Genomic DNA, 22,733 nt, shown 5'->3' with positions numbered 1-22,733 from the left:
GTCACCTGCCGGGGGTCGGGGTCGGGTTCGTGGAGGGCGTGGCTTCGGGGAGGGCGGCCCCGGCGGGCGGGACCTGCGCGGGAGCGGTCCCGGTGACCTGCTCGACGGTCTCCGTCGGGGTGGACACGGTGGCCGGGGTGGCGCCGGCCGCGGGCGTGGAACCGGCCGCGGGCGTCGGGGCGGTCGCGCTGTCGATCACCTCGGGGGCGAGGACGAGCGGCATCCGCAGGGAGGCCGGGTCGGCGTCGGCGGCGGGGGACGGGACGCCCTTGACGGTTCCGTCGGGGTCGAGGAACGCCGGGTCGCCACCGGGCACCATGCCGAGTTCGCGGGCGCGGCGCACCAGGGCGTCGGGCGCGGAGTAGGCGTCGATGTCCCGCTGGAGGGCCTGCTGTTCGTCGGTGAGGCTCTTGGTGTCCTTCTGGAGGTCGGTGAGCTTGAACGACCCTTCGCTGAGCGCGGAGTTCAGCACCAGCAGGCCGATGAGGCCACCGCCGAGGAGCAGGACCACGAGGAGCACGAAGGGGGTGCGGGCCGCCTGTCCGGAGCTCGTGGGGCCGGGGAACAGGCGTGCGAGGCGGGCCGCCCTCCCCCTCAGTTCGGGTTTCCTACTCACACACCCTCCAGTGAGTCCGTTTCCCCAACTCACCTGCGCGGCTCACGCACTTCACTCGATGGACTCCCTGATTCGCTCGGCGCCCCTGCAGCGCGCCGGTGCGGCCCGCCGGTTCTCGGCGATCTCTTCCTCGGTGGGAAGTTCGGCACCGCGCGTGAGCAGCTTGAGCCGGGGCTGGTACTGCTCGGGGACGACGGGCAGTCCGGGCGGGGCGGTGGTGGCGGCACCGGCCGCGAAGACCTGCTTGACGAGCCGGTCCTCCAGCGAGTGGTACGACAGCACGGCGATCCGGCCACCCACGGCGAGCGCCTCGACCGCGGCCGGGATCGCCCGCTCCAGGACGGCGAGTTCGCCGTTGACCTCGATGCGCAGCGCCTGGAAGGTGCGCTTGGCCGGGTTGCCGCCGGTGCGCTTGGCGGCCTGCGGCAGGGAGTCCCGGATCAGCTCGACGAGCCGCGCGCTGTTGGTGAAGGGCTCCTTGTCGCGCTCGCGCACGATCGCGGACACGATCCGCTTGGCCTGCTTCTCCTCGCCGTACGCCCTGAGGATCCTGACCAGTTCGCCCGGCGGGTAGGTGTTGAGGACCTCGGCCGCGCTCATCCCGGTCGTCTGGTCCATGCGCATGTCGAGCGGGGCGTCCTGGGCGTAGGCGAAGCCGCGGTCGGCCTCGTCGAGCTGCATGGAGGAGACGCCCAGGTCGAAGAGGACGCCCTGCACGCGCGCGATGCCGAGCCGGTCGAGGACGTCGGGGAGCTCGTCGTAGACCGCGTGCACGAGGGTGGCGCGCTCGCCGTAGGGCGCGAGGCGTTCCCCGGACAGGCGCAGGGCCTCCTTGTCGCGGTCGAGGGCGACGAGCCGGGCCTCGGGGAAGCGCTGGAGCAGGGCCTCGCTGTGGCCGCCGAGGCCGAGGGTGCAGTCGACGACGACCGCTCCGGGCCGCTCCAGGGCGGGGGCCAACAGGTCCAGGCACCGCTGGAGCATCACCGGAACGTGTCGACTCTGACTCAAGGGGGCCTCTCAGGTCCGGCACGGGCCCTACGCACCGCCGGGTCCCCGCCCGCTCGTAAAAGGGGAGGCCGGCCGGCGCCGGAAGCGTCAGCCGACCGCAAGCGGGAGGAGGCCGAGCCGTACGTACGCGCCGCGCACGCGGGGAGACCGTCCGTGCGTGAGCCGGGGCCTCCGGGGAATGACAGCAGGGAGGCCTCGCCTCCCGCTTCGCGTCACTTTAGTCCACGGTGTCGCGCGGTCAATCAACCGGCCTGCGCGTCGCGCATCGACGCGGACTCGAAGCGGCAAATGAACGGAAACCACCCGTTCGGGTGCACCAGGCGCTCTTGTGGGTTACCTCACACAGAGGACGTGATGACGCTCTTTTTCCCATCTCACCGCAGGACCGAGTCGGCCGTGACCAGTACCGTCATGGTTATGACGACTTCCGCATCCGTTCCCACCGAAGGCGCCATAACCCGCGGCGGCGCCGTGACCGACCGCCTGGTCGAGGCCAACGAGCGGTACGCCGCTGCGTTCACGGACCCCGGCATGGACGCCCGCCCCGTCCTGCACGTCGCCGTCGTGGCCTGCATGGACGCCCGTCTCGACCTGCACGCGGCGCTCGGCCTGGAACTCGGCGACTGCCACACCATCCGCAACGCGGGCGGTGTGGTCACCGACGACGTGATCCGCTCGCTCACCATCAGCCAGCGCAAGCTCGGCACCCGCAGCATCGTCCTCATCCACCACACCGGCTGCGGCCTCGAGGCGATCACCGAGGACTTCCGCACCGAGCTGGAGATGGAGGTCGGCCAGCGTCCCGCGTGGGCGGTGGAGTCGTTCCGGGACGTCGACCAGGACGTACGGCAGTCCATGCAGCGGGTGCGGACCTCGCCGTTCCTGCTCCACACCGACGACGTGCGGGGCTTCGTCTTCGACGTGAAGACGGGTCTGCTGCGCGAGGTCGACCCCGCGTAGAGCCCGCCGCGAGCGGCCGCCCAGCGGCCGCTCAGCTGTCGTTTCGCTGTTGATTTCGGCCCCTGGGGTGCCCAAAACACCGTAAGACCCGACATAGTGCAGCCAGTTGTCCACAGTCGAGTGACACGAAACGGTAACGGCAGCAAGAATGCGGGTGTGGCGTCACGCGGAACTTTTCACGCGTGGTGTCCGTGATTCGGGGTGGGCCGGTTACGCATCACAGAGCGTCGGCCCGGAAAGTACGGGCCGAGGAGGGCCGGGTGACCACCTATGACGATCGATCGAGCCTCACTGATCTGACCGCCGTCGTGGAGCGGGTACGCAGTTCGGTGGAGGGCGTGATCGAGGGGAAGCCCGAGGTCGTACGGCTCTCTCTGACCGTGCTGCTCGCCGAGGGACATCTGTTGATCGAGGATGTCCCCGGCGTCGGCAAGACGATGCTGGCCAAGGCCCTGGCGCGGTCCATCGACTGCTCGGTGCGCCGCATCCAGTTCACGCCCGACCTGCTGCCCTCGGACATCACCGGCGTGTCCATCTGGGACCAGCAGCGCCGTGACTTCGAGTTCAAGCCGGGTGCGATCTTCGCGCAGATCGTGATCGGCGACGAGATCAACCGCGCCTCGCCGAAGACCCAGTCGGCGCTCCTGGAGTCGATGGAGGAGCGCCAGGTCACCATCGACGGGCAGACCTACGAGCTGCCCAGCCCCTTCATGGTGGTCGCCACCCAGAACCCGGTCGAAATGGAGGGCACCTACCCGCTCCCGGAGGCCCAGCGCGACCGCTTCATGGCGCGGGTCTCGGTCGGCTACCCCAGCGTGGAGGCCGAGCTCCAGATGCTCGACATCCACGGCGGGGTGAGCCCGCTGGAGGACCTCCAGCCGGTGGCCCACGCGCACGACATCGTGAAGCTGGTCGAGGCCGTCCGCGGTGTCCATGTCGCCGAAACGGTCCGGCGGTACGCCGTCGACCTGGTCGCCGCCACCCGCACCCACCCGGACCTCAGACTCGGGGCCTCCCCGCGCGCGACGCTGCACCTGCTGCGCGCCGCCAAGGCCTCCGCCGCCCTCAGCGGCCGCGAGTACGCGCTGCCGGACGACGTCCAGGCGCTCGCCGTGGCCGTCCTCGCCCACCGGCTGCTGCCCACCGCCCAGGCCCAGCTGAACCGGCGCACCGCGGAGCAGGTCGTGCAGGAGATCCTCCAGCGCACCGCGGTTCCGGCCGCTCCCCAGCAGGGCGGCATCGGGATCGGCCGGGGCGCGCCCGCCTATCCGCAGCAGCCGCCGCGGAGCCTGTGATGTCCTCCGGTGTGCCCTCGGCCGGCGGCCCCGAGGCCGACCGGGGCGACAGGGGCGGGGTGCGCACCGCGCTGGCCGGTCTTACCACCCGGGGCCGCTCCTTCTTCGCGGCCGGCATCGCCGCGGCGATCTGCGCCTACGTCCTGGGCCAGAGCGACCTGCTGCGGGTCGGCCTGCTGCTCTCCGTGCTGCCCCTGGTGTGCGCCACCGTGCTCTACCGCACCCGCTACCGGGTCGCGGGCAGCCGCAGGCTCTCCCCCGCGCGCGTGCCGGCCGGCAGCGAGGCCCGCGTCCACTTGCGCATGGACAACGTCTCGCGGCTGCCCACCGGCCTGCTGATGCTCCAGGACCGCGTCCCCTACGTCCTCGGCCCGCGCCCCCGCTTCGTGCTCGACCGCGTCGAGCCGGGCGGCCGCCGCGAGGTCTCCTACCGGGTCCGCTCCGACCTGCGCGGCCGCTACCCGCTGGGCCCGCTCCAGCTGCGCCTGACCGACCCGTTCGGGATGTGCGAGCTGACCCGCTCCTTCTCGACGTACGACACCCTGACCGTGATCCCGCGCGTGGAGGCGCTGCCGCCGGTGCGGCTGAGCGGCGAGGCCAAGGGGTACGGCGACGGCCGGCAGCGCTCGCTCGCGCTGGCCGGCGAGGACGACGTGATCCCGCGCGGCTACCGCTACGGCGACGACCTGCGCCGGGTCCACTGGCGCTCCACCGCCCGCTACGGCGAGCTGATGGTCCGCCGCGAGGAGCAGCCCCAGCGCGCCCGCTGCACGGTGCTCCTTGACACCCGGGGCCTCGCCTACGCGGGCGCGGGCCCGGACTCGGCCTTCGAGTGGGCCGTCTCGGGCGCCGCCTCGGTCCTGGTCCACATGCTCGAACGGGGCTTCTCGGTACGGCTTCTGACGGACACCGGCAATTCCGTGCCCGGTGAGGGCGCCGACGGCTTCGCGGGCGCCAGCCAGGGGACGGCGGACGCGGCCGGGCTGATGATGGACACCCTCGCGGTGATCGACCACTCCGACGGCACCGGCCTGTCCCTCGCCTACGACGTGCTGCGCCGCGGGAACGAAGGGCTGCTGGTGGCATTCTTCGGCGACCTCGACGAGGAGCAGGCCACGGTGGCCGCCAAGATGCGGCAGCGCAGCGGCGGCGCGCTCGCCTTCGTGCTGGACAGCGAGAGCTGGGTGCGGGAGCCGACCGATGTGCCGGGGCCCGGGACGGAGCACGAGGAGCGGCTGCGGATGCTGCGCGAGGCCGGCTGGACGGCCCTCGGTGTGCCCAGGGGCACCTCTTTGGAAGAGCTGTGGCGTCTCGCGGACCGCGAGCGCACGGGCGCCGGTGCGGCCGGCGCCGGGGAGGCATCGTGATGAGCGGGCGGGCACGACTGGCGCTGTGCGCGTGGGCGGCGACGCTGATGGCCGCGTGCGCCCTGCTCCCGCTGGTCGAGCCGGTCACCTGGATCGTCCAGGCGGCCTTCCTGCTGGGCGTGCAGACGGTGGTGGGCGCTGTGACCCGGCGCATCCCGCTGGCCCGGCCGCTGACGGTGGCAGCCCAGACGGTCGTCACGCTGGTGATGCTGACCCTGATCTTCGCCCGTGACCAGGCCTTCCTCGGGCTGATCCCCGGCCCGAGCGCCTTCCTGCACTTCGGGGACCTGCTCCAGCAGGGCGGCGACGACATCGCGCGGTACGCGATCCCGGCGCCGCTGGAGTCCGAGGGCATCAAGCTGATGGTGTTCGGCGGGGTGCTGATCATCGGCCTCGCGGTGGACACCCTCGCGGTGACCTTCCGCAGCGCTGCACCCGCGGGCCTGCCTCTGCTGGCGCTGTACTCCGTCGCGGCGGGACTGTCCGACGGCGGGGGCGGCTGGCTGTGGTTCCTGGTCGCGGCGGGCGGCTATCTGCTGCTGCTCCTGGCCGAGGGCCGCGACCGGCTCTCGCAGTGGGGTCGCGTCTTCGGCGGGGCCGCGCGCACCCCGGGTATCGACACCGGCCCGGTGGCCCCGGTCCGCACCGGGCGGCGCATCGGCGTGCTCGCATTGGGCATCGCGCTGGTGGTCCCGCTCGGGCTGCCCTCGATGAGCGGCGGCCTCCTGGACGCCGCCGGTGCGGGCGTGGGCGCGGGCAACGGGAACGGCGGCACGATCTCCGCGGTGAACCCCCTGCTCTCCCTGCGCGACAGCCTGAACGTCGACGAGGATCGCCAGGTCATGTCCCTGCAGACGGGCAGCACCACCGACATCTCCAACCTGTACCTGCGGATCGTCTCCCTGGACGACTTCGACGGCCGCACCTGGAAGCCGTCCAAGCGGTCCCTCACGGGCGTTCCGGACGAGTTCCCCACCCCGATCGGCCTCGGCACCGACGTCAAGCGCACCGAGGTGAAGACGACCATCGAGGCGGCGAACTGGTACGCCCAGGACTACCTGCCGATGCCGTACCCGCCGAGCGGTGTCAAGATCAGCGGCAACTGGCGTTACGAGCCCCAGGGCATGGCGCTCGTCGGTGACCACGGGCAGAACACGCGCGGGCTGGACTACCAGGTGACGAGCCTGGACGTGCAGCCGACGGCGGAACAGCTGGCCTCGGCGCCGGCCCCTCCCCCGGCCATCGAGCGCGACTACACCGAGCTGCCCGACTCCCTGCCCGCGGTGGTGGCCAAGACCGCCCGTGAGGTCACCGCGGACGCGAAGAACCACTACGAGCAGGCGGTCGACCTCCAGGACTACTTCGCGGTGAACGGCGGGTTCGAGTACGACACCCAGGTGGAGGTCGGCGACGGGCCCAACGCCATCGCCAACTTCCTGCGCGACAAGCAGGGCTTCTGCGTCCACTTCTCGTTCGCCATGGCGGCCATGGCCCGGTCCCTCGGCATCCCGGCCCGGGTCGCGGTGGGCTTCGCGCCCGGCACCCCGCAGGCGGACGGCTCGGTGTCGGTGGGCCTCAAGGACGCCCACGCCTGGCCCGAGCTGTACTTCGAGGGCGTGGGCTGGACCCGCTTCGAGCCCACCCCGACCCGGGGCACGGTGCCCTCGTACACCGTCCCGGACGCCACCGGCAACGCGAACCCGGACATCCCCCGGCCGTCCGCGGGCTCCTCCACGGAGCCGTCGGCCTCGCCCTCGGCGAGCGAGAGCTGCTCGCCTCAGCTGCGGAAGCTGGAGGCGTGCGACAGCGCGTCCCCGGCGGCGGTGGCGGGTGGCGGCGGCAACGACCCCTGGTGGGCCGTGCAGGGCTCGTGGTGGTACCTGAAGCTGCTGTTCTGGGTGCTCGTCGGGCTGGCCGTGCTGCTGATCCCCTTGTCGCCGATGCTGTGGCGGCTGCGCACCCGCGCGGCACGTCTGGGCGGTCACGGCCGCAGCGAGGCGGACGCCGCCGCGCACACCCTGGCGGCCTGGCAGGAGCTGACCGACACGGCGTGGGACTTCGGGATCCCACCGGACGACTCGCAGACCCCGCGCAAGGCGGCGGCGCGGATCGTACGGCTCGGGCATCTGGACGACACCGCCGCGGCCTCGGTGCACCGGGTGGCGGACGCGGTGGAGCAGGTGCTCTACGCCCCGCGGCCGCGGCTGACGGCCGGGCTGGCCCAGGACGTCCACCGGGTGATCGGCGGGCTGCGCGACTCCGTCAGCCGGAGCACCCGGGTCCGCGCACTGATCGCCCCGCGTTCGACCGCCCGAGTGGTGTGGGCGGCGTCGGAGTGGTGGGCCGGGGTCAGGTCGCGCGCGGTGGCGGCCCGGCCGACCCTGCGCAAGCCGTCGGGGCAGGAAGGCTGAGACAGGAAGGCTGACAGGCGCCGCTCCGAGGGCGGCGCACGTACGTGAGGGGGTGAGCACCCGGCCGGGTGCTCACCCCCTCAGCACGTCTGTGGGAGCTGCTTGTCGAGCGGCTACTGGCCGCCCTGCTCGTCGCGGCGCTTCTGCCAGCGCTGCTCGATCCGGTCCATCATCGAGCGCTTCTGACGTCCCTGTCGACGGGCGTGCGGAGCGCCCGCCGCGGGCTGTTCACCCGGCTTGGGGGCCTTGCGCCAGCCTGTCACGGCGAGTACCGCACAACCCAGCATGACGAGGAACCCCACCACGCTGAGCCAGACCTGCTTGGCGACCATACCGGCCATGAGGAGCGCGATACCCACGAGGAAGCCGGCAACTGCCTGGTAGACCCGCCGCCGGGTGTACGTACGCAGCCCGCTTCCCTCGAGCGCCGACGCGAACTTGGGATCTTCGGCGTACAGCGCTCGCTCCATCTGCTCGAGCATGCGCTGCTCGTGCTCCGAGAGCGGCACGGAGTCCTCCTCATCGTGCAGTCGCCGGGGCGACTCGGGGGGTCCCTTCAGGATAGGCAGGGAATCGCCCCCGTGAAACCCGCCCCTCTGCGCCAATTGGCCAACCGGAATCCGCCATGAACGCTCCGGCCGCTGAATCTTGTCATTCCCCAGCTGCCGTCCCGTCATGCCGGGCGGTCTCCCTCGATCATACGGCGCTGGGCGCCTTATCGGGGGGCCTGTGGCGTACTCCATGTGCCGGCAAGTACCTGATCAGCAGTACGGCACAGGAGGCGGCTCAGGCCCCGGTGGCCTCGCGCGTCTCGCCGAGCACATGGAGCTGGGTGGCCACGGAGTGGAAGGCGGGGAGTTCGGCCGCCGCCTCCTCCAGCTTCAGCAGGGCCTCCACGGCGCCGGGCTCGGTGTCCACGAGCACTCCGGGGACCAGGTCGGCGAAGACCCGCACGCCGTGCACGGCGCCCACGGAAAGGCCCGCGCCCTCGACGAGCGCGGTGAGCTGTTCCGCGGTGAAGCGGCGCGGCACGGGGTCGCCGTCGCCCCAGCGGCCGTCCGGGTCGCCGAGCGCCTGCCGGGCCTCCTTGAAGTGACCGGCCAGGGCCCGTGCGAGCACGGCGCCGCCGAGTCCCGCGGCGAGCAGGCTGAGGACGCCCTCGGGGCGCAGGGCGGCCACCACGTTGCGCACGCCCTCGGCGGGGTCGTCGACGTACTCCAGGACGCCGTGGCACAGCACCACGTCGTAGGCGCCGCGCTCGGCCACGTCGAAGAGGCCGTGGGCATCGCCCTGGACGCCCTTCACGCGGTCGGCGACTCCGGCCTCGGCGGCGCGGCGCTCCAGTGCGAACAGTGCGTTGGGGCTGGGGTCGACGACGGTGACCTGGTGGCCGAGGCGGGCGACGGGCACCGCGAAGTTGCCGCTGCCGCCCCCGGTGTCGAGGACGTCCAGCGCCTGGCGTCCCGTGGCCTTGACCCGGCGGTCGAGGGCGTCCTGGAGGACGTCCCAGACCACGGCGGTACGGAGGGAGGCGCGGGGTCGCAGCGGGTCCGACACGGCAGGTGGCTCCTCGGCGCGGTGGGAAGGTCTCAGGCGCCTTCCACCCTATTGCCTCCGGTACCCCACCTGGTCACTCCGGTGGCACGCCCGCCGCACATCTCGAACGGCGGACCCGCCGGCCCCCGGCACTCGGTGGACCGCTCATCCCGTCACCCGGCGTCGGGGAAGTCGCGGTCGGTGCCGTGGCCGCTCCCCTCGGGCTCGTCCGCGTCCTGGCGCGGCTGGGGCAGGACCGGCTGGAGGACCAGCATCCGCTCGACGAGGCGCAGGAACATCGCCACGTCACGTATGAGGTCGTCCGCGTCCCGACGGTTGGCCGCGCCCTGGATGCCCGCTTCGGCCCGGGCACGGCGCCGGGCCCCGGAGGCGAAGAGCGCGCTCCACTCGGCGAGCTCGGGCGCGATCTCCGGGAGCACTTCCCAGGCACTCCGGATCTTGGCGCGCCGTCGGGGCGTGGGCTCGGGACGCCCTCGCGCGGCGAGCACGGCGGCCGCGGTGCGCAGGGCGGCGAGGTGTGCCGTGGCATAGCGCTCGTTCGGCGTCTCCAGCGCCGAGGCCTCGTCGAGGCCGGCACGGGCCTGGGCGAGCAGGTCGAGGGCGGCGGGCGGGGCCGTCGCCCGGCGCAGCACGGGGTGTACGTCGCTCGCCGGGCCGGTCAGTGAGGGGGCAGGGCCGGTGGCGCGGCGCCGACGGGCGGCGGCTGCGTGGTAGCTGGCCATGACGAACCTCCTGTCGTCTGGTTGACGGCACATCCCGCTACGGAGTGCCGTATGTGCCCATCGTGAGGTATGGCACTGACAATCCGTTCTGACCTGCGGTTTTGCTTCGATCGAAGGTTCGGGTCTATTTTTGCACTGACCAGTCAGTTCAAAAAGTTGGCGGTTCAAGAAGAGTCCGCTTCGAGCAGAGTCAGGGGGTGGCCGTGGACGGAGCAGCTGTCACGGCCGAGGGGTTCGGGTTGAAGGGCCCTCGCGGCTGGGCGTTCCGCGGGATCGACCTCGCCGCGGAGTCCGGTGCGCTGATCGCCGTCGAGGGGCCTTCGGGGTCCGGCCGCACGAGTCTGCTGCTCGCGCTCACCGGACGGATGAAGGCCACCGAGGGGACGGCCACCGTGGGCGGGGCGCGACTGCCCAAGCAGCTCGCGGCGGTACGCCGGATCAGCGCGCCGTCGAACGTCGCCGGGGTCACCGACCTCGACCCCGCCCTGACCGTCGGGGAGCACCTGCGCGAACGGGCCCTGCTCCAGCGCCGGTTCGGTGACTCGGTGCGCGCGCTGCTGCGACCTCGCGCCGAGCGTACGACCGAGGCGGGGCTGCGGATCGACACCGCCCTGACGGCCGCCGGACTCGACCTGGAGGCGCTGCCCAAGGCCGCGCGGACCGCCGTACGCGATCTGGAGCGCCTGGAGGCCCTGCGGCTGTCGATCGCCCTGGCGCTGATCGGCCGCCCGCGGCTGCTCGCCGTCGACGACCTGGACCTGAAGCTGTCCGACGCCGAGCGGGCCGAGGCCTGGGCACTGCTCAGGTCGCTCGCCGCGGCCGGGACGACGGTGGTGGCGGTGTGCAGCGAGGCACCGGAGGGCGCGGTGACGGTGTCCACGCGGGCCGAGACCGAGAAGGACGAGACCAGTGAGGGGACGGACGATGCGATCACCGCGACTGGCCGCGCTTGAGCTGCGCCGTTTCGGCAGGGGGAAGCTGCCGCGGGCCGCGCTGGTGGCCCTGCTGGTGCTGCCGCTGCTGTACGGCGCCCTGTACCTGTGGTCCTTCTGGGACCCCTACGGCCGCCTGGACCGCATCCCGGTGGCCCTCGTGAACGACGACAAGGGCGCCACCGCCGACGGCCACAGGCTGAAGGCGGGCGAGGACATCACCAAGGGGCTGCGCGAGAGCGACACCTTCGACTGGCACGAGGTGAGCGCCGCGGAGGCCCGCAAGGGCGTCGAGGACGGCACCTACTACCTGTCGTTGACCATGCCGGGCGACTTCAGCAGGCGGATCGCCTCCAGCGCGGGCGACTCCCCCGAGACGGGCGCGCTCCAGGTCCGTACGAACGACGCCAACAACTACATCGTCGGGCAGATCTCGCGGACCGTCTTCGCCGAGGTGCGCCAGGCCGCGTCCACCAAGGCCTCGCGGTCCTTCCTGGACCGGATCTTCATCTCCTTCTCCGACATCCACGGCGCCACCGTGAAGGCCGCGAACGGCGCCGACGACCTGGAGGGCGGCATCGGCAAGGCGGAGAAGGGCTCCCAGGATCTCGCCGCGGGCCTGAAGGACGCCCAGGCGGGCAGCGGCAAGCTGTCGGACGGACTGGCCAAGCTCGACTCGGGCTCCGGCGAACTCGCGGCCGGAGCGCGGCAGGTGGCCGACGGCACGCAGACGCTCGCCGACCGGGTCAACGGGATCGCGGACAAGGTGGGGCCCTTCGTCGCCGGCAACGAGAAGAGCATCGGCGACACCGCGCGACTCGTCGCCGACTCCGCCGGAGCCGTCCGCCACAACCTCGGCACCCTGGTGAGGACCGCCCCGGCGGCCGCCCGGGGAGCCCACAAGGCCGCCGACACCCTGAACGCCGTCTACAAGACGCGCTGCACGGACCCGGTCCTGCCGGACGCGGCCTGCGCCGACCTCAAGAAGGCCGCTCAGGCAGCCGAAGACGTGGCTCGGGTCGCCGACGACGTCAACACCCTGGTCGCCGACCAGAACGGCGACCTGAAGAAGCTCGACGCACAGCTCGCCGGCCTCCAGGAGCAGGCAAGGGCGCTCGCCGACCGGGCGCCCCGGCTCTCCGAGGACCTCGACGACGCCGTGGCGAAGGTCAACAAGCTGAACGAGGGCGCGCGGAAGGTCGCCGCCGGGGCCAGGACGCTCCACTCGGGACTGGGCAGCGCCAGCACCGGCGCTCAAGCCCTGGATCAGGGCGTGGGCAAGCTCAGGACCGGCGCCGACACCCTGACCGGCGGCATGTACAAGCTCGCCGACGGCTCCGGGAAACTCGCGGGCGGTCTGCACGACGGCGCCTCGCAGATCCCCGACTACGACAAGAAGGACCGCGACCGGCGCACCGACGTGATGGCCGACCCGGTCCAGCTGGTCTCCAAGGACCTGCACAAGGCGCCGAACTACGGCACCGGCTTCGCCCCCTACTTCATCCCGCTGTCCCTGTGGGTGGGCGCCATGGTGGCGTACATGCTGATCGCGCCGATGAACCGGCGGGCGCTCGCCGCCGGTGCCGCGGCCTGGCGGATCGCGCTGGCGGGCTGGCTGCCGGTGGTCGCGATCGGGGTGCTCCAGACGGTGGCCCTGATGTCGGTGCTGCACTGGGCCGTGGGCCTCCAGATGGCCCGCGCGGCCGGAACCGTGGGCTTCCTGTTCCTGGTGACGGCGTGCTTCGCGGCGATCGTCCAGTGGCTGAACGCACGCTTCGGAGCGGCGGGCCGGATCCTCGTCCTCGCCCTCCTGATGCTCCAGCTGACGTCGGCGGGCGGCACGTATCCCGTCCAGACCAGCCCGGGCTTCTTCAACGCGCTGCACCCGTTCCTGCCGATGAGTTACGTCGTCGAGGCCCTCCGGAGGCTCATCACGGGCGGCGGTCTCGCTCCGGTGTGGCACGCGTGTGTGGTGCTCCTCGCCTTCACCGCGGGCGCCCTCGCGCTGACCGCCGTGTCCGCGCGCCGCCGTCAGGTGTGGACGCTGGACCGGCTGCACCCGGAGCTGACCCTGTGAGCCGTTCCGCCACCTCAGGGGCCCTGACGCCTGTGAGAATCAGGACCATGGAAAGCAGCAGCGCCACGGCGGGCGTCAGCACGCGCCGCGAGGCCACCCGGCAGAAGCTCTACGAGGCGGCCGTCACGCTCATCGCCGAGCAGGGCTTCTCCGCCACCACGGTCGACGAGATCGCCGAGCGGGCCGGAGTCGCGAAGGGCACGGTCTACTACAACTTCGCGAGCAAGTCGGTGCTCTTCGAGGAGCTGCTGCGGCACGGCGTGGGCCTGCTCACCGCCTCTCTGCGGGAGGCGGCGGAAGCGACGGCACGCGCGGGCGGCGGCAAGGTGGACGCCCTGGACGCGATGATCCGCGCGGGCCTCGTCTTCATCGACCGCTACCCGGCCTTCACCCAGCTGTACGTGGCCGAGCTGTGGCGCACCAACAGGACGTGGCAGTCCACGCTCATGGTGGTCCGTCAGGAGGCCGTGGCGGTCGTGGAGGGCGTGCTGCGCGAAGGCGTGGAGAACGGTGAGTTCAGCGACGAGATCGACGTCCCGCTGACCGCCTCCGCGCTGGTCGGCATGGTCCTGGTGGCCGCCCTGGACTGGCAGTCCTTCCAACCCGAGCGCTCCCTGGACGACGTACACGCGGCGCTGTCCCGGCTGTTGCAGGGGAGGGTGAGCGGGGGGAGGGGCTGAGGCGGGGCGGCGAGCGAAGGCGCGGGGTCGGCATCCGGAATTAGCTCTGCGCCGGCATGCGAAAGCGCCGGTCCGTTGTGGCCGCGTCCCCCGCGGGCCACCTCGAACCGGCGCCTTCTTCCCCCGTATCCCCCGATTTCCCCCGTGCCCCCGGTCCCCCCGTTGGGCCCCCGTTCGGTCGTTCCCCCGCTCTCCGGGTTCCCCCGTGCCTCGCTCCCGCCGACCGCGGCCGGCGGAAGGAGCGGGTCCGGGGCGGCTCCGTTCCGGCGCCCCGTGTCGCCGGTGCCGGAGCCGTTCCCCTTCGCCGTGCCTCCACTTTCCCGTTCACGCAGGTCGGAGCCCATCCGCGCGCGTACTCATCTCACCCTCTAGGTACGGATACTCAGTCCTGCGTGCTCATCCCCAGGACGCCCTGTGGCCGACTGGTTACGATCGCGTCCGTGTCCGTACTCCCCTTGGTGTTCACCAGCGGCTGGGCCAGCGGTGTCAACGCGTACGCGGTGGTGCTGCTGCTCGGCGTGTTCGGCGCGACCGGGCTGAGCGACGACGTCCCCGAAGCACTTCAGCGCCCCGAGGTCCTCGTCATCGCGGGCGTGCTGTTCCTGTGCGAGGCGGTGGCCGACAAGATCCCGTACGTCGACTCGGCGTGGGACTCCGTGCACACCGTGGTCCGGCCGGTCGCGGGCGCCTGGGTCGGAGCGCTGCTCGCCGGTCAGAGCGGTTCGCTCAACGACGTGGTCGCGGGTCTGGTGGGCGGCTCGACGGCGCTGGCCAGCCATACGGTCAAGGCGGGCACGAGGATGGCCGTCAACACCTCCCCCGAACCCTTCAGCAACATCGCCCTGAGCGTGGCCGAGGACCTGGGGGTGGCCGGCATCGTCTCGTTCGCGATATTCCACCCCACGGCGGCGGCGGTCATCGCGGGCGCGCTGCTGCTGGCGGGCCTGGTGGTGCTGTACTTCCTGATCTCCCGGATCCGCAGATTCCGCAGACGCAGGGCGCAGCGCAAGGAGGAGAGACAACTGGCGGCACGACCACCTGCCTGAAGGGGCACCCACCCCGACCGGCCGGAACTGTCAGTGGCGGCCGATAAAGTCGCAGGCATGGCAAGGATTGCGGTGATCGGCGCCGGGATGGGCGCGATGGCGGCCGCTGCCCGGCTGGCCGTCGCGGGCCACCGGGTGGCGGTGTACGAGCGGACGGAGACGTACGGCGGAGCGGTGCGCCGGTTCGAGCGGGACGGGTTCGCCTTCGACACCGGTCCCGGACTGCTCACGCTCCCCGCGGTCTACCGCGACCTGTTCGTCAAGACCGGCAAGGAGCCGCTGGAATCGGTCGTCGAGCTGGTCCAGGTCGACCCGTCGTCACGGCACGTCTTCGCGGACGGCACCGAGGTGTCCCTGCCGAACGCGTCCCGCGCGGGAGTCGTCGCAGCGCTCGACGAGGCCCTGGGCGCAGGCGCCGGCGCCCGCTGGGGCGACTTCCTCATCCGGGCCCGCGAGACCTGGGACCGCACCCGCAGACCGCTCCTGGAGGAGCCGCTGTGGCCCAACTGGTCGGTGCTGGCCGAGCGCGAGCCCTATCCGTCGGTGCCGCACAAGAAGTTCCTGCGCACCCGGCGGGCCGGCACCCTGGCCGAGGTGGGCGCCTGGGAGCTGCGGGACCCCCGGCTCTTGTCCCTGCTGGAGGGCTACGCGCTCGCGTACGGCATCGACCCCGGCCTCGCTCCGGCGAGCGCCGCGATCCTCCCGTACATGGAGCACGCTTTCGGCACCTGGTATGTCCGGGGCGGCATGCGGGAGTTGGCGCGGGCGGTGTACGAGCGTTGCGTCCAGCGCAAGGTGGAGTTCCACTTCGGCGCCGAGGTGACGGGGGTCCTGGAGAAGGACGGTCGCGCGGGAGGGCTGGAGCTGGCCGACGGGGCGCTCGTCGAGGCGGACACCGTCGTCGCCGCCGGGCCCTGGCGGCTGCGCGGGCTCCTGCCGGGACGTGAGCTCTACGGCCCGAAGGACGTCTCCCCGTATGCCGAGAACCGGCACCTCGGCCGGATCGTGGTCTGTCTCGCGTTGCGCGGGGCTCGGCAGCCGGGCGCCGCGCACCGCACGGTGGTGCACGGCCCCGACCCGGAGGGCGCGCTGTGCGACTTCGTGCACGGGGAACTGCCCGAGGAGCCCACCGTGCAGATCGACCGTCCGGACGACCCGGCTCTCCGCCCCGACGCAGACCAGGAGGCCGTGGTGCTGACGGCGACCGTGACGTCCCAGGGGAGCTTCGACTGGACCGCTCCGGGAATTGCCGAAGCCTTCGCGGACAGGATGGTCACCGCCGCGGAGCGCGCGCTTCCCCGACTCCGGGAGCGGATTCTGTGGCGCGAGGTGCGGACGCCCGTTCACACCGAGCGCGAGACGGGGGCCGAAGGCGGTGCCGTACCCCCACCCTCACTGGCCGGCCGCGACGGCACCCTGCACCCGTCCAACAGCACAGCCCTACCAGGCCTGTTCACGGCTGGTGGCTGGTCGCACCCCGGGGGCGGGCTCGCCCACGCCGGGATGTCGGGCGCCCTGGTCGCCGGGCTGATCGTGGAGGGGCCGGAGTTCCGCGGCTCCCAGTGAGGGAGCCGCCCGGCGTCAGAAGCGGTACTGCTCGTCGTACCCCTGGCCCTGGTTCTGGTGTCCCTGGCCGCTGTTGTCCTGGTAGTACTGCTGCTCCTGCGGGAGTTCGCCGCCGTACTCGTCGGTGCGCTGCTGCGGCACCCAGACCCCGCCGGCCGGCGTCTCGCCGCCGTAGGTCCCGCCGTACTGGTCGTAGCCCTGCTGGGCGAACTGCTGCTGACCGCCGTAGGAGGTGTCGTACGACCCCGTCCCGTAGGTCTGCGTCCCGATGTACGGGTCGGAGTAGGCGGCGTACTGCTGCTGCCCGCCCGCGTCGTAGCCGTACTGCTGCTGGTCGTAGCCGGAGTAGCCGTCGTAGCCGTACGTCTGGTCGGCGGCGGCCGTCGCGTACTGGTCCTGGGGCTGGCCCGCGGCGGCGTAGGACTGGTCGCCGCCGTAGCCGGCATCGCTGTACACGCCGTAGGAACCGGTGTCGTCGGGCATGGGCTGGGGCTCGTAGACCGAGGTGGTCTCGGCGGCCGTGGCCGAGCGCGCGGGGGTGAAGACGTCGTCGCGGTCGTAGTCGTCGTCGTGACCGTAAGCGGCGGTGTCCTGGCGAGACGGGTCGTACCCGGCCTCGTCGCCGTAGGCCGCGGCACCCGAGTCAAGGTCCGAGACGTCCAGCGCGGGCTCCTCGCGGCCGCGCTCCCGGCGGCCCTTCTTGCCGCCGGTCAGACCGCCCAGCGCGGCCGGCGGGTTGACCGCCCAGCCCTGTTCGAAGCCGCGGCGGAACGACAGGGTGACGTAGGTCTGGCCGACCGCGAACGCGATGGCACCGAGACCGATGACGACGACCTGCGAGATCAGCACGCCGAGGACCACGCCCAGGAAGCCGACGAAGGCGAGCACCCGCCAGCGCAGCCGCGCCTTGTACTGCAACAGCACTTCGCCGAGCAGCCACAGCGCGACGAATCCGAACGCGATGTAGAGGACCGTCCAGCCCATGTACGCCCCTCTCCCAGTGACCGCTACGCAGTGTGTCGTATATCCGTGCGGCCGGTCTAGGCCTGCGGTCGGTGGTGCAGGCCCAGGTTTTCGTAGATTTCCAGCGATGCCGTGGAGTTGTTGAGCGTGATGAAGTGCAGTCCGGGCACTCCCTCGGACAGCAGACGCGCGCAGAACTCCGTGGCGAACTCGATTCCGATCGAGCGTACAGCGGCCGGATCGTCCTTTGCTGTGAGGATCCGCTCTTTCAGGGCGGAGGGGATGATCGCGTTACTGAGCTGCGGGAGCCGCTCCAGCATCCGCACGCTGGTCACGGGCATGATCTCGGGAATGACGGGCGTCGCGCAGCCCGCCGCGTCGACTCGGTCACGCAGGCGCAGATAGGACTCCGGCTGGAAGAACATCTGGGTGATGGCATAGTCGGCGCCGGCCCGGCACTTGTTGACGAAGTGGGTGACGTCGGTGTCCCAGTCCGCGGAGCGCGGGTGCATCTCCGGGAAGGCCGCGACGCCCACGCAGAAGTCGCCCGACTCCTTGATGAGCCGGACGAGTTCGGCGGCGTAGGTCAGGCCCTGCGGGTGGGCGAGCCAGTCGCCCATGGGGTCGCCGGGCGGGTCGCCGCGCACGGCCAGCATGTTGCGGATCCCGGCGTCGGCGTACTGGCCGATGATGTTGCGCAGTTCCGCGATGGAGTGGTTGACCGCGGTGAGGTGGGCGACCGGGGTCAGGGTGGTGTCCGCGACGATCTGCTGGGTCTCCTTGACGGTGCCCGCGCGGGTGGAGCCGCCGGCGCCGTACGTCACGGAGACGAAGTCCGGGGCGACCGCCTCGACCCTCCTGAGCGCGCTCCACAGGTTTCGCTCACCCTTGGGAGTCTTGGGCGCCGAGAACTCGAAGGAGTACGTCGTCTTGCCCGTGGCGAGCATGTCGCGCACGGTGCGTGCGCGGTCCGTCCTGGTGGATGCGGTTCCGAGGGCCATACCGGAAGGTTAGTCAGGGGGCGGCGGCCACCCAACCGGATCCGGGAAATTTGCCCGGATTGTCGACTTGTTGTCCACCCCTCGGACATCTGAGGCGGTTACAGCGCGTGCCGGATCCTCTTCGCGAACTCCGCTGCGGCCTCACCGGGGTCGTCCGCCTCGGTGATCGCCCGGACGACGACGACCCGGCGGGCCCCGGCCTCCAGGACCTCGTCGAGGTTGCCCAGATCGATGCCGCCGATGGCGAACCAGGGGCGGTCGGCACCGAGGGCCGCGGTGTACCGCACCAGGTCCAGGCCGGGTGCGTGCCGGCCGGGCTTGGTGGGGGTCGGCCAGCAGGGGCCGGTGCAGAAGTAGTCCACACCGTCCTGTGTCGCGGCCGCGGCGGCCTCCGGCTCGGCGTGGGTGGAGCGGCCTATGAGGACGTCCTCGCCGAGGATCGCCCGGGCGGCGGCGACGGGGAGGTCGCCCTGGCCCAGATGGAGTACGTCGGCGCCGGCCGCGTGGGCCACGTCGGCCCGGTCGTTGACCGCGAGGAGCTTGCCGTGCCGGGCACAGGCGTCGGCGAGGACCTCGAGGTGCTCCAGCTCCTCGGCCGCCTCCATGCCCTTGTCCCGCAGCTGCACGATGTCGACGCCGCCGGCCAGGACGGCGTCCAGGAACTCGGCGAGGTCGCCCTGGCGCTTGCGGGCGTCCGTGCACAGGTAGACACGGGCGTCGGCCAGCTGGGCGCGGGCGGTGTCGGGCATGCGTGAGTCTCCCCCGGGTTCGGTGGTGTACGGGCCGCGCTCGACCGCGGCCGCGGCCCCGGCAGGCCCGGCCCGTACGCCGGTGCTGTCAGGTCAGACGGCGAGCGCCTGGGCCCGGCGCTTCACCTCCGTGCCGCGATTCTCGCTCAGGGCCTGTGCGGGGGTACCGGGCAGGCTCTCGTCGGGGGTGAAGAGCCACTCCAGCATCTCTTCGTCGGTGAAGCCGTCGTCCCTCAGGAGCGTCAAGGTGCCGGACAGGCCCTTGACGACCTTCTGCTCGGCCCCGTCGATGAAGGCGGCGGGGACGTGCAGCGCGCGGTTCTCACCACGGCGTACGGCGATGAGCTGGCCCTCCTTGACCAGCTGCCGCACACGCGTCACCTCGACGTCCAGCATCTCTGCGATGTCGGGGAGGGTGAGCCAGGCGGGGACGAGAGCATCGATCTTTGCGTCAATCTCGGTCACGGGATTAAGCGTGCCATCCCGCACTGACAGTCGGAAGCCGGGGCACCTCCGGCGGGGCCGTCAGGGGGCCTGGACGCCGGTCCACCGACGGGCGCGGACGCGTTCGACCGACTGCGTACGGACGCGGCGCCGGGGATCAAAAGGGGCAGAAAGCGGAAAAAGGGGCCGCCGGCACCCGGCGCTCACGCAGTCGCCGCCTTCAACGGTCTCGCCGGGTCCGTCAGCAGGTCCGGGACGATCTCCGTGCCCGCCTCGATCAGGCGGCGGCCCTGGGCCAGGTCGCGGGGGCGGCCGACCGCCAGGAGGGCGACCAGGCGGTTGTCGCGGAGCCAGCACACCGACCAGGCGGGGCCGGACGGCTCCCCGCGCCACAGGGTCGTGTCGGCGGCCGCGTGGTGGCCGGCGTACTGGACGAAACGGCCGAACTGCTCGGACCAGAAGTACGGGACCGGGTCGTAGACGGCGGAGGTCTCGCCCAGGACGGCGGCGGCGACCGTGCGGGGTCCCTGGAGGGCGTTGTCCCAGTGGTGGACCATCAGCCGTTCGCCGTACCGCCCCGAGGGGAAGGAGGCGCAGTCGCCGACCGCGTAGACGTCCGGCGCGGAGGTCCGCAGCCGCTCGTCGGCGACGACCTCGCCGTGCGCGCCGAGCTCGATGCCGGAACCGGCGAGCCAGGCCGTGGCGGGCCGGGCGCCGATGCCGACCACGACCGCGTCGGCGGCCACCCGGGAGCCGTCGTCCAGGACGACCTCACCGGGCTCGACGCGCACCACGCGCGCGTGGGTGCGCAGATCGGCCCCCGCGTCGGCGTACCAGGACGTCATCGGCGCGGCCACCTCGGCGGGCAGCGCGCCCGCGAGCGGCCGGTCGGCGGCCTCCACGACCGTCACCGCGCAGCCCGCCTCGCGGGCGGCGGTGGCGAACTCGGCGCCGATCCAGCCCGCTCCGACGACCACGATGTCGTGCCGGCGGGCGAGCACGGGCCGCAGCCGCTCGGCGTCGTCCAGGGTGCGCAGCAGATGCACGCCGGGCACGCCCTCGGTCCCGGGCAGCCGCATGGGTTCGGCGCCGGTGGCGAGGACCAGGACGTCGTACGGCACGACCCCGGCCTCGGTGTCCAGTTCGTGCGTGTCGGGGCGCACGCCCAGCGCCTCGCGGCCAAGCAGCAGTTCGATGTCGAGGGCCTCGAAGTCCACGTCGAAGGCGGAGCCCTCGGCCTTGCCCAGCAGGACCGCCTTGGAGAGCGGCGGACGGTCGTACGGCTGATGCGGCTCCGCGCCGATCACCGTGACGGTGCCCTGGAAGCCCTGTTCGCGCAGCGCGACCGCGGTCTGCACGCCGGCCATGCCCGCCCCGACCACGACCACCCGCCGCTGCGCCTGCGTCTGCTCGGTCATTTGATCACCCTAGCCAACTGACAATCAGTCAGTCAGGAGTCGTGCGCCGTGACCTGCTGCACAACCTCGCCGACCTGCTCCACGACACTCGTTCCGCTGCCCGGCTGCGACTCCCACTCCCACGTCTCCTCCAGCCTCACGCGGCCGTCGGGAAGGTCCACGACCGTGGAAAGACAGTGACCCGAGGACGTCGTCCCGTCGTGCTTGAGCTGGACGTAGCGGAAGTCGAGCCGGTCCCCCGCGCGGGTGCCGACCAGATGCCCGCGTACGACGTCGCCGCCCGTGTACTCGGCCCAGATCTCCCCGTCCTTCTCGTGGTACGTGAACCGGGTCCGGGTACCCACCTGACCGGGAGCCTGGTCGACGACCGGGGCGAGGACGAGACCGTCGAGCGAACGTGCCACGAAAAGAGGCTCCCTTACTGAGACATACGGCGTCGGGCTAGGGTGGCCAACGTAGAGCACTCGCGGGAGCCCGGACGCACCGGGCTGAGAGGGAGGCTGGGCGGCCTCCGACCGTACGAACCTGATCCGGGTCATGCCGGCGAAGGGAGGGGCTGGACGCCCATGTCCTCACGTACGTCAGACGTCCTCGTCGTCGGGGGCGGCATCATCGGCCTGGTCACGGCCTGGCGGGCCGCGCAACGCGGTCTTCGCACGGCCGTGGTGGACCCGGAACCGGGCGGCGGGGCCGCCCGGGTGGCCGCCGGGATGCTGGCCGCCGTCACCGAACTGCACTACGGCGAGCAGACCCTGCTCGGTCTGAACCTCGCCTCGGCCCGCCGCTACCCGGACTTCGCGGCCGAGCTCACCGACCTGACCGGGCAGGACCTCGGCTACCGCCGCTGCGGCACGCTCGCCGTGGCCCTGGACGCCGACGACCGCGCCCATCTGCGCGAACTGCACGCGCTCCAGCGGCAGTCGGGGCTGGAGTCGGAGTGGCTGTCGGGGCGCGAGTGCCGCCGCCTGGAGCCGATGCTCGCGCCGGGGGTGCGGGGCGGGCTGCGGGTGGACGGCGACCACCAGATCGATCCGCGCCGCCTCACGCGCGCGTTGCTGGCCGCGTGCGAGCGGGCGGGCGTGGTGTTCCACCGCGCGTGGGCGCAGCGTCTGCGGGTCGTCCGGGGCCGGGCCGCCGGGATCACCACCACGGACGGCGACGAACTGGACGCGGGCCGGACCGTGCTCGCCGCCGGGAGCCTCAGCGGCCGCCTGGAAGGGGTCCCCGAGGCCCTCCTGCCCCCCGTGCGGCCCGTGAAGGGCCAGGTGCTGCGCCTGACCGTGCCGCCCCGGTACGCGCCCTTCCTGAGCCGTACCGTGCGGGCCGTCGTGCGCGGCAGCCAGGTCTATCTCGTGCCGCGCGAGAACGGCGAGCTGGTGATCGGCGCGACCAGCGAGGAGCTGGGCTGGGACACCACGGTGACCGCGGGCGGGGTGTACGAACTGCTGCGGGACGCGCACGAACTGGTCCCCGGCATCACCGAGCTGCCGCTGACGGAGACCCGCGCGGGCCTGCGTCCGGGCTCCCCCGACAACGCGCCCCTGCTCGGTCCTACGGACCTGCCCGGCCTGCTCCTCGCCACCGGGCACTACCGCAACGGGGTGCTGCTGACGCCGGTCACCGGGGATGCCATGGCGCACGTCCTGACCACCGGCGAACTCCCGGAGGTGGCCCGCCCGTTCACCCCGCGGCGGTTCCTGGAGCGGGTGGAGCAGCCGGCATGAACATCTCCGTCAACGGGGAGCCGCGCGAGTTCGCTCCCGGCACGGCCCTCGACACCGTCGTACGGGCCCTGACCCCGGCGCCCTCCGGGGTCGCCGCCGCGCTCAACGAGACCGTCGTCCCCCGGGCGCAGTGGTCCTCGACCTCCCTCGCCGAGGGAGACCGCGTGGAAGTCCTCACCGCTGTCCAAGGAGGCTGA

The 22,733-nt window shown here is 72.3% G+C and carries 22 protein-coding genes and 1 riboswitch; of the genes, 11 read left to right on the top strand and 11 right to left on the bottom strand.

Features of this window, described 5'->3' with window-relative positions:
- Position 1 precedes the first annotated feature (1 nt).
- Positions 2-616: a hypothetical protein gene (locus tag OHN19_RS32035; protein WP_330267535.1), complete on the bottom strand. Its 615-nt coding sequence runs from the start codon at positions 614-616 to the stop codon at positions 2-4.
- Positions 617-667: 51 nt separating this feature from the next.
- On the bottom strand, positions 668-1,624 hold the full coding sequence (rsmH, locus tag OHN19_RS32030) for a 16S rRNA (cytosine(1402)-N(4))-methyltransferase RsmH (protein WP_330267534.1): 957 nt from the start codon (positions 1,622-1,624) through the stop codon (positions 668-670).
- Positions 1,625-1,978: 354 nt separating this feature from the next.
- Here rsmH and OHN19_RS32025 point away from each other — a divergent pair, with 354 nt between their 5' ends.
- From OHN19_RS32025 to OHN19_RS32010, 4 genes are all read left to right on the top strand, one after another.
- Positions 1,979-2,584, top strand: a complete 606-nt coding sequence (locus OHN19_RS32025; protein WP_330269760.1) for a carbonic anhydrase — start codon at positions 1,979-1,981, stop codon at positions 2,582-2,584.
- A gap of 260 nt (positions 2,585-2,844) precedes the next feature.
- On the top strand, positions 2,845-3,879 hold the full coding sequence (locus tag OHN19_RS32020; RefSeq protein ID WP_330267533.1) for a MoxR family ATPase: 1,035 nt from the start codon (positions 2,845-2,847) through the stop codon (positions 3,877-3,879).
- Complete coding sequence (locus tag OHN19_RS32015) at positions 3,879-5,246, top strand: DUF58 domain-containing protein (protein ID WP_330267532.1); 1,368 nt, start codon at positions 3,879-3,881, stop codon at positions 5,244-5,246. Before OHN19_RS32020 ends, OHN19_RS32015 begins: the two co-directional genes overlap by 1 nt.
- Positions 5,246-7,657 carry a DUF3488 and transglutaminase-like domain-containing protein gene (locus OHN19_RS32010; RefSeq protein WP_330267531.1) on the top strand — a complete coding sequence of 804 codons (2,412 nt, stop codon included), beginning with the start codon at positions 5,246-5,248 and terminating at the stop codon, positions 7,655-7,657. The genes OHN19_RS32015 and OHN19_RS32010 overlap by 1 nt, the downstream gene beginning before the upstream one ends.
- Positions 7,658-7,770: 113 nt before the next feature.
- Here the strand turns inward: OHN19_RS32010 and OHN19_RS32005 are convergent, their stop codons facing one another.
- From OHN19_RS32005 to OHN19_RS31995, 3 genes are all read right to left on the bottom strand, one after another.
- Positions 7,771-8,166 carry a DUF3040 domain-containing protein gene (locus OHN19_RS32005; protein ID WP_053846972.1) on the bottom strand — a complete coding sequence of 132 codons (396 nt, stop codon included), beginning with the start codon at positions 8,164-8,166 and terminating at the stop codon, positions 7,771-7,773.
- Between the two features lie 277 nt (positions 8,167-8,443).
- The gene (locus OHN19_RS32000; RefSeq protein ID WP_330267530.1) at positions 8,444-9,214 is read right to left on the bottom strand and encodes a methyltransferase; all 771 of its coding nucleotides are present in this window, start codon (positions 9,212-9,214) and stop codon (positions 8,444-8,446) included.
- Positions 9,215-9,366: 152 nt separating this feature from the next.
- A complete protein-coding gene (locus tag OHN19_RS31995) occupies positions 9,367-9,936 on the bottom strand; it encodes an SAV_6107 family HEPN domain-containing protein (RefSeq protein ID WP_330267529.1) in 570 nt (189 codons plus the stop codon).
- Positions 9,937-10,133: 197 nt separating this feature from the next.
- On the opposite strand from OHN19_RS31995, the gene OHN19_RS31990 reads away from it, so the two are divergent.
- The 5 genes from OHN19_RS31990 (at position 10,134) to OHN19_RS31970 (ending at position 16,237) form a co-directional block, all read left to right on the top strand.
- Positions 10,134-10,889 carry an ATP-binding cassette domain-containing protein gene (locus OHN19_RS31990; protein ID WP_330267528.1) on the top strand — a complete coding sequence of 252 codons (756 nt, stop codon included), beginning with the start codon at positions 10,134-10,136 and terminating at the stop codon, positions 10,887-10,889.
- The gene (locus OHN19_RS31985; RefSeq protein WP_330267527.1) at positions 10,861-12,945 is read left to right on the top strand and encodes a YhgE/Pip domain-containing protein; all 2,085 of its coding nucleotides are present in this window, start codon (positions 10,861-10,863) and stop codon (positions 12,943-12,945) included. The genes OHN19_RS31990 and OHN19_RS31985 overlap by 29 nt, the downstream gene beginning before the upstream one ends.
- Before the next feature lie 47 nt (positions 12,946-12,992).
- Positions 12,993-13,625: a TetR/AcrR family transcriptional regulator gene (locus OHN19_RS31980; RefSeq protein ID WP_330267526.1), complete on the top strand. Its 633-nt coding sequence runs from the start codon at positions 12,993-12,995 to the stop codon at positions 13,623-13,625.
- 440 nt (positions 13,626-14,065) lie between these two features.
- On the top strand, positions 14,066-14,671 hold the full coding sequence (locus OHN19_RS31975; RefSeq protein WP_330267525.1) for a DUF4126 domain-containing protein: 606 nt from the start codon (positions 14,066-14,068) through the stop codon (positions 14,669-14,671).
- A 57-nt stretch (positions 14,672-14,728) separates the two neighbouring features.
- Positions 14,729-16,237 (top strand): NAD(P)/FAD-dependent oxidoreductase, encoded by a 1,509-nt coding sequence (locus OHN19_RS31970; RefSeq protein WP_330267524.1) that lies wholly within the window; start codon positions 14,729-14,731, stop codon positions 16,235-16,237.
- 15 nt (positions 16,238-16,252) lie between these two features.
- Here OHN19_RS31970 and OHN19_RS31965 read toward each other — a convergent pair whose 3' ends face one another.
- The 6 genes from OHN19_RS31965 to OHN19_RS31940 all read right to left on the bottom strand — a co-directional run bounded on the left by OHN19_RS31965 (position 16,253) and on the right by OHN19_RS31940 (position 21,216).
- Positions 16,253-17,221: a hypothetical protein gene (locus OHN19_RS31965; RefSeq protein WP_330267523.1), complete on the bottom strand. Its 969-nt coding sequence runs from the start codon at positions 17,219-17,221 to the stop codon at positions 16,253-16,255.
- Positions 17,222-17,277: 56 nt separating this feature from the next.
- A complete protein-coding gene (gene metF / locus OHN19_RS31960; RefSeq protein ID WP_330267522.1) occupies positions 17,278-18,201 on the bottom strand; it encodes a methylenetetrahydrofolate reductase [NAD(P)H] in 924 nt (307 codons plus the stop codon).
- Positions 18,202-18,299: 98 nt separating this feature from the next.
- On the bottom strand, positions 18,300-18,950 hold the full coding sequence (gene thiE / locus OHN19_RS31955; RefSeq protein WP_330267521.1) for a thiamine phosphate synthase: 651 nt from the start codon (positions 18,948-18,950) through the stop codon (positions 18,300-18,302).
- Positions 18,951-19,043: 93 nt separating this feature from the next.
- Positions 19,044-19,415 carry an Rv2175c family DNA-binding protein gene (locus tag OHN19_RS31950; RefSeq protein ID WP_123760175.1) on the bottom strand — a complete coding sequence of 124 codons (372 nt, stop codon included), beginning with the start codon at positions 19,413-19,415 and terminating at the stop codon, positions 19,044-19,046.
- Positions 19,416-19,597: 182 nt separating this feature from the next.
- On the bottom strand, positions 19,598-20,812 hold the full coding sequence (locus OHN19_RS31945) for an FAD-dependent oxidoreductase (RefSeq protein WP_330267520.1): 1,215 nt from the start codon (positions 20,810-20,812) through the stop codon (positions 19,598-19,600).
- 32 nt (positions 20,813-20,844) lie between these two features.
- Positions 20,845-21,216, bottom strand: coding sequence for a hypothetical protein (locus tag OHN19_RS31940; RefSeq protein WP_330267519.1), 372 nt, complete (start codon positions 21,214-21,216; stop codon positions 20,845-20,847).
- Between the two features lie 52 nt (positions 21,217-21,268).
- Positions 21,269-21,381: riboswitch (TPP riboswitch) on the top strand.
- On the opposite strand from OHN19_RS31940, the gene thiO reads away from it, so the two are divergent.
- Both thiO and thiS read left to right on the top strand, forming a co-directional pair.
- Positions 21,379-22,536 carry a glycine oxidase ThiO gene (thiO, locus tag OHN19_RS31935; RefSeq protein ID WP_330267518.1) on the top strand — a complete coding sequence of 386 codons (1,158 nt, stop codon included), beginning with the start codon at positions 21,379-21,381 and terminating at the stop codon, positions 22,534-22,536. Its footprint overlaps the riboswitch before it by 3 nt.
- Positions 22,533-22,733 (top strand): sulfur carrier protein ThiS, encoded by a 201-nt coding sequence (gene thiS / locus OHN19_RS31930; protein WP_330267517.1) that lies wholly within the window; start codon positions 22,533-22,535, stop codon positions 22,731-22,733. The genes thiO and thiS overlap by 4 nt, the downstream gene beginning before the upstream one ends.

The sequence above is a fragment of the Streptomyces griseorubiginosus genome (genome assembly GCF_036345115.1).
Taxonomy (GTDB): Bacteria; Actinomycetota; Actinomycetes; order Streptomycetales; family Streptomycetaceae; genus Streptomyces; species Streptomyces griseorubiginosus_C.
Note: the sequence above shows the minus strand (reverse complement) of the source record. Positions and strands in the feature narration are given on the sequence as shown.

Coding starts and splice junctions, on each gene's coding strand:
- OHN19_RS32015 (WP_330267532.1), top strand. CDS start 3,879: ATGTCCTCCGGTGTGCCCTCGGCCGGCGGCCCCGAGGCCGACCGGGGC.
- OHN19_RS31995 (WP_330267529.1), bottom strand. CDS start 9,936: ATGGCCAGCTACCACGCAGCCGCCGCCCGTCGGCGCCGCGCCACCGGC.
- OHN19_RS31945 (WP_330267520.1), bottom strand. CDS start 20,812: ATGACCGAGCAGACGCAGGCGCAGCGGCGGGTGGTCGTGGTCGGGGCG.
- OHN19_RS31985 (WP_330267527.1), top strand. CDS start 10,861: ATGCGATCACCGCGACTGGCCGCGCTTGAGCTGCGCCGTTTCGGCAGG.
- thiE (WP_330267521.1), bottom strand. CDS start 18,950: ATGCCCGACACCGCCCGCGCCCAGCTGGCCGACGCCCGTGTCTACCTG.
- metF (WP_330267522.1), bottom strand. CDS start 18,201: ATGGCCCTCGGAACCGCATCCACCAGGACGGACCGCGCACGCACCGTG.
- OHN19_RS32010 (WP_330267531.1), top strand. CDS start 5,246: ATGAGCGGGCGGGCACGACTGGCGCTGTGCGCGTGGGCGGCGACGCTG.
- OHN19_RS31965 (WP_330267523.1), bottom strand. CDS start 17,221: ATGGGCTGGACGGTCCTCTACATCGCGTTCGGATTCGTCGCGCTGTGG.
- OHN19_RS31980 (WP_330267526.1), top strand. CDS start 12,993: ATGGAAAGCAGCAGCGCCACGGCGGGCGTCAGCACGCGCCGCGAGGCC.
- thiO (WP_330267518.1), top strand. CDS start 21,379: ATGTCCTCACGTACGTCAGACGTCCTCGTCGTCGGGGGCGGCATCATC.
- thiS (WP_330267517.1), top strand. CDS start 22,533: ATGAACATCTCCGTCAACGGGGAGCCGCGCGAGTTCGCTCCCGGCACG.
- OHN19_RS32025 (WP_330269760.1), top strand. CDS start 1,979: ATGACGCTCTTTTTCCCATCTCACCGCAGGACCGAGTCGGCCGTGACC.
- OHN19_RS31970 (WP_330267524.1), top strand. CDS start 14,729: ATGGCAAGGATTGCGGTGATCGGCGCCGGGATGGGCGCGATGGCGGCC.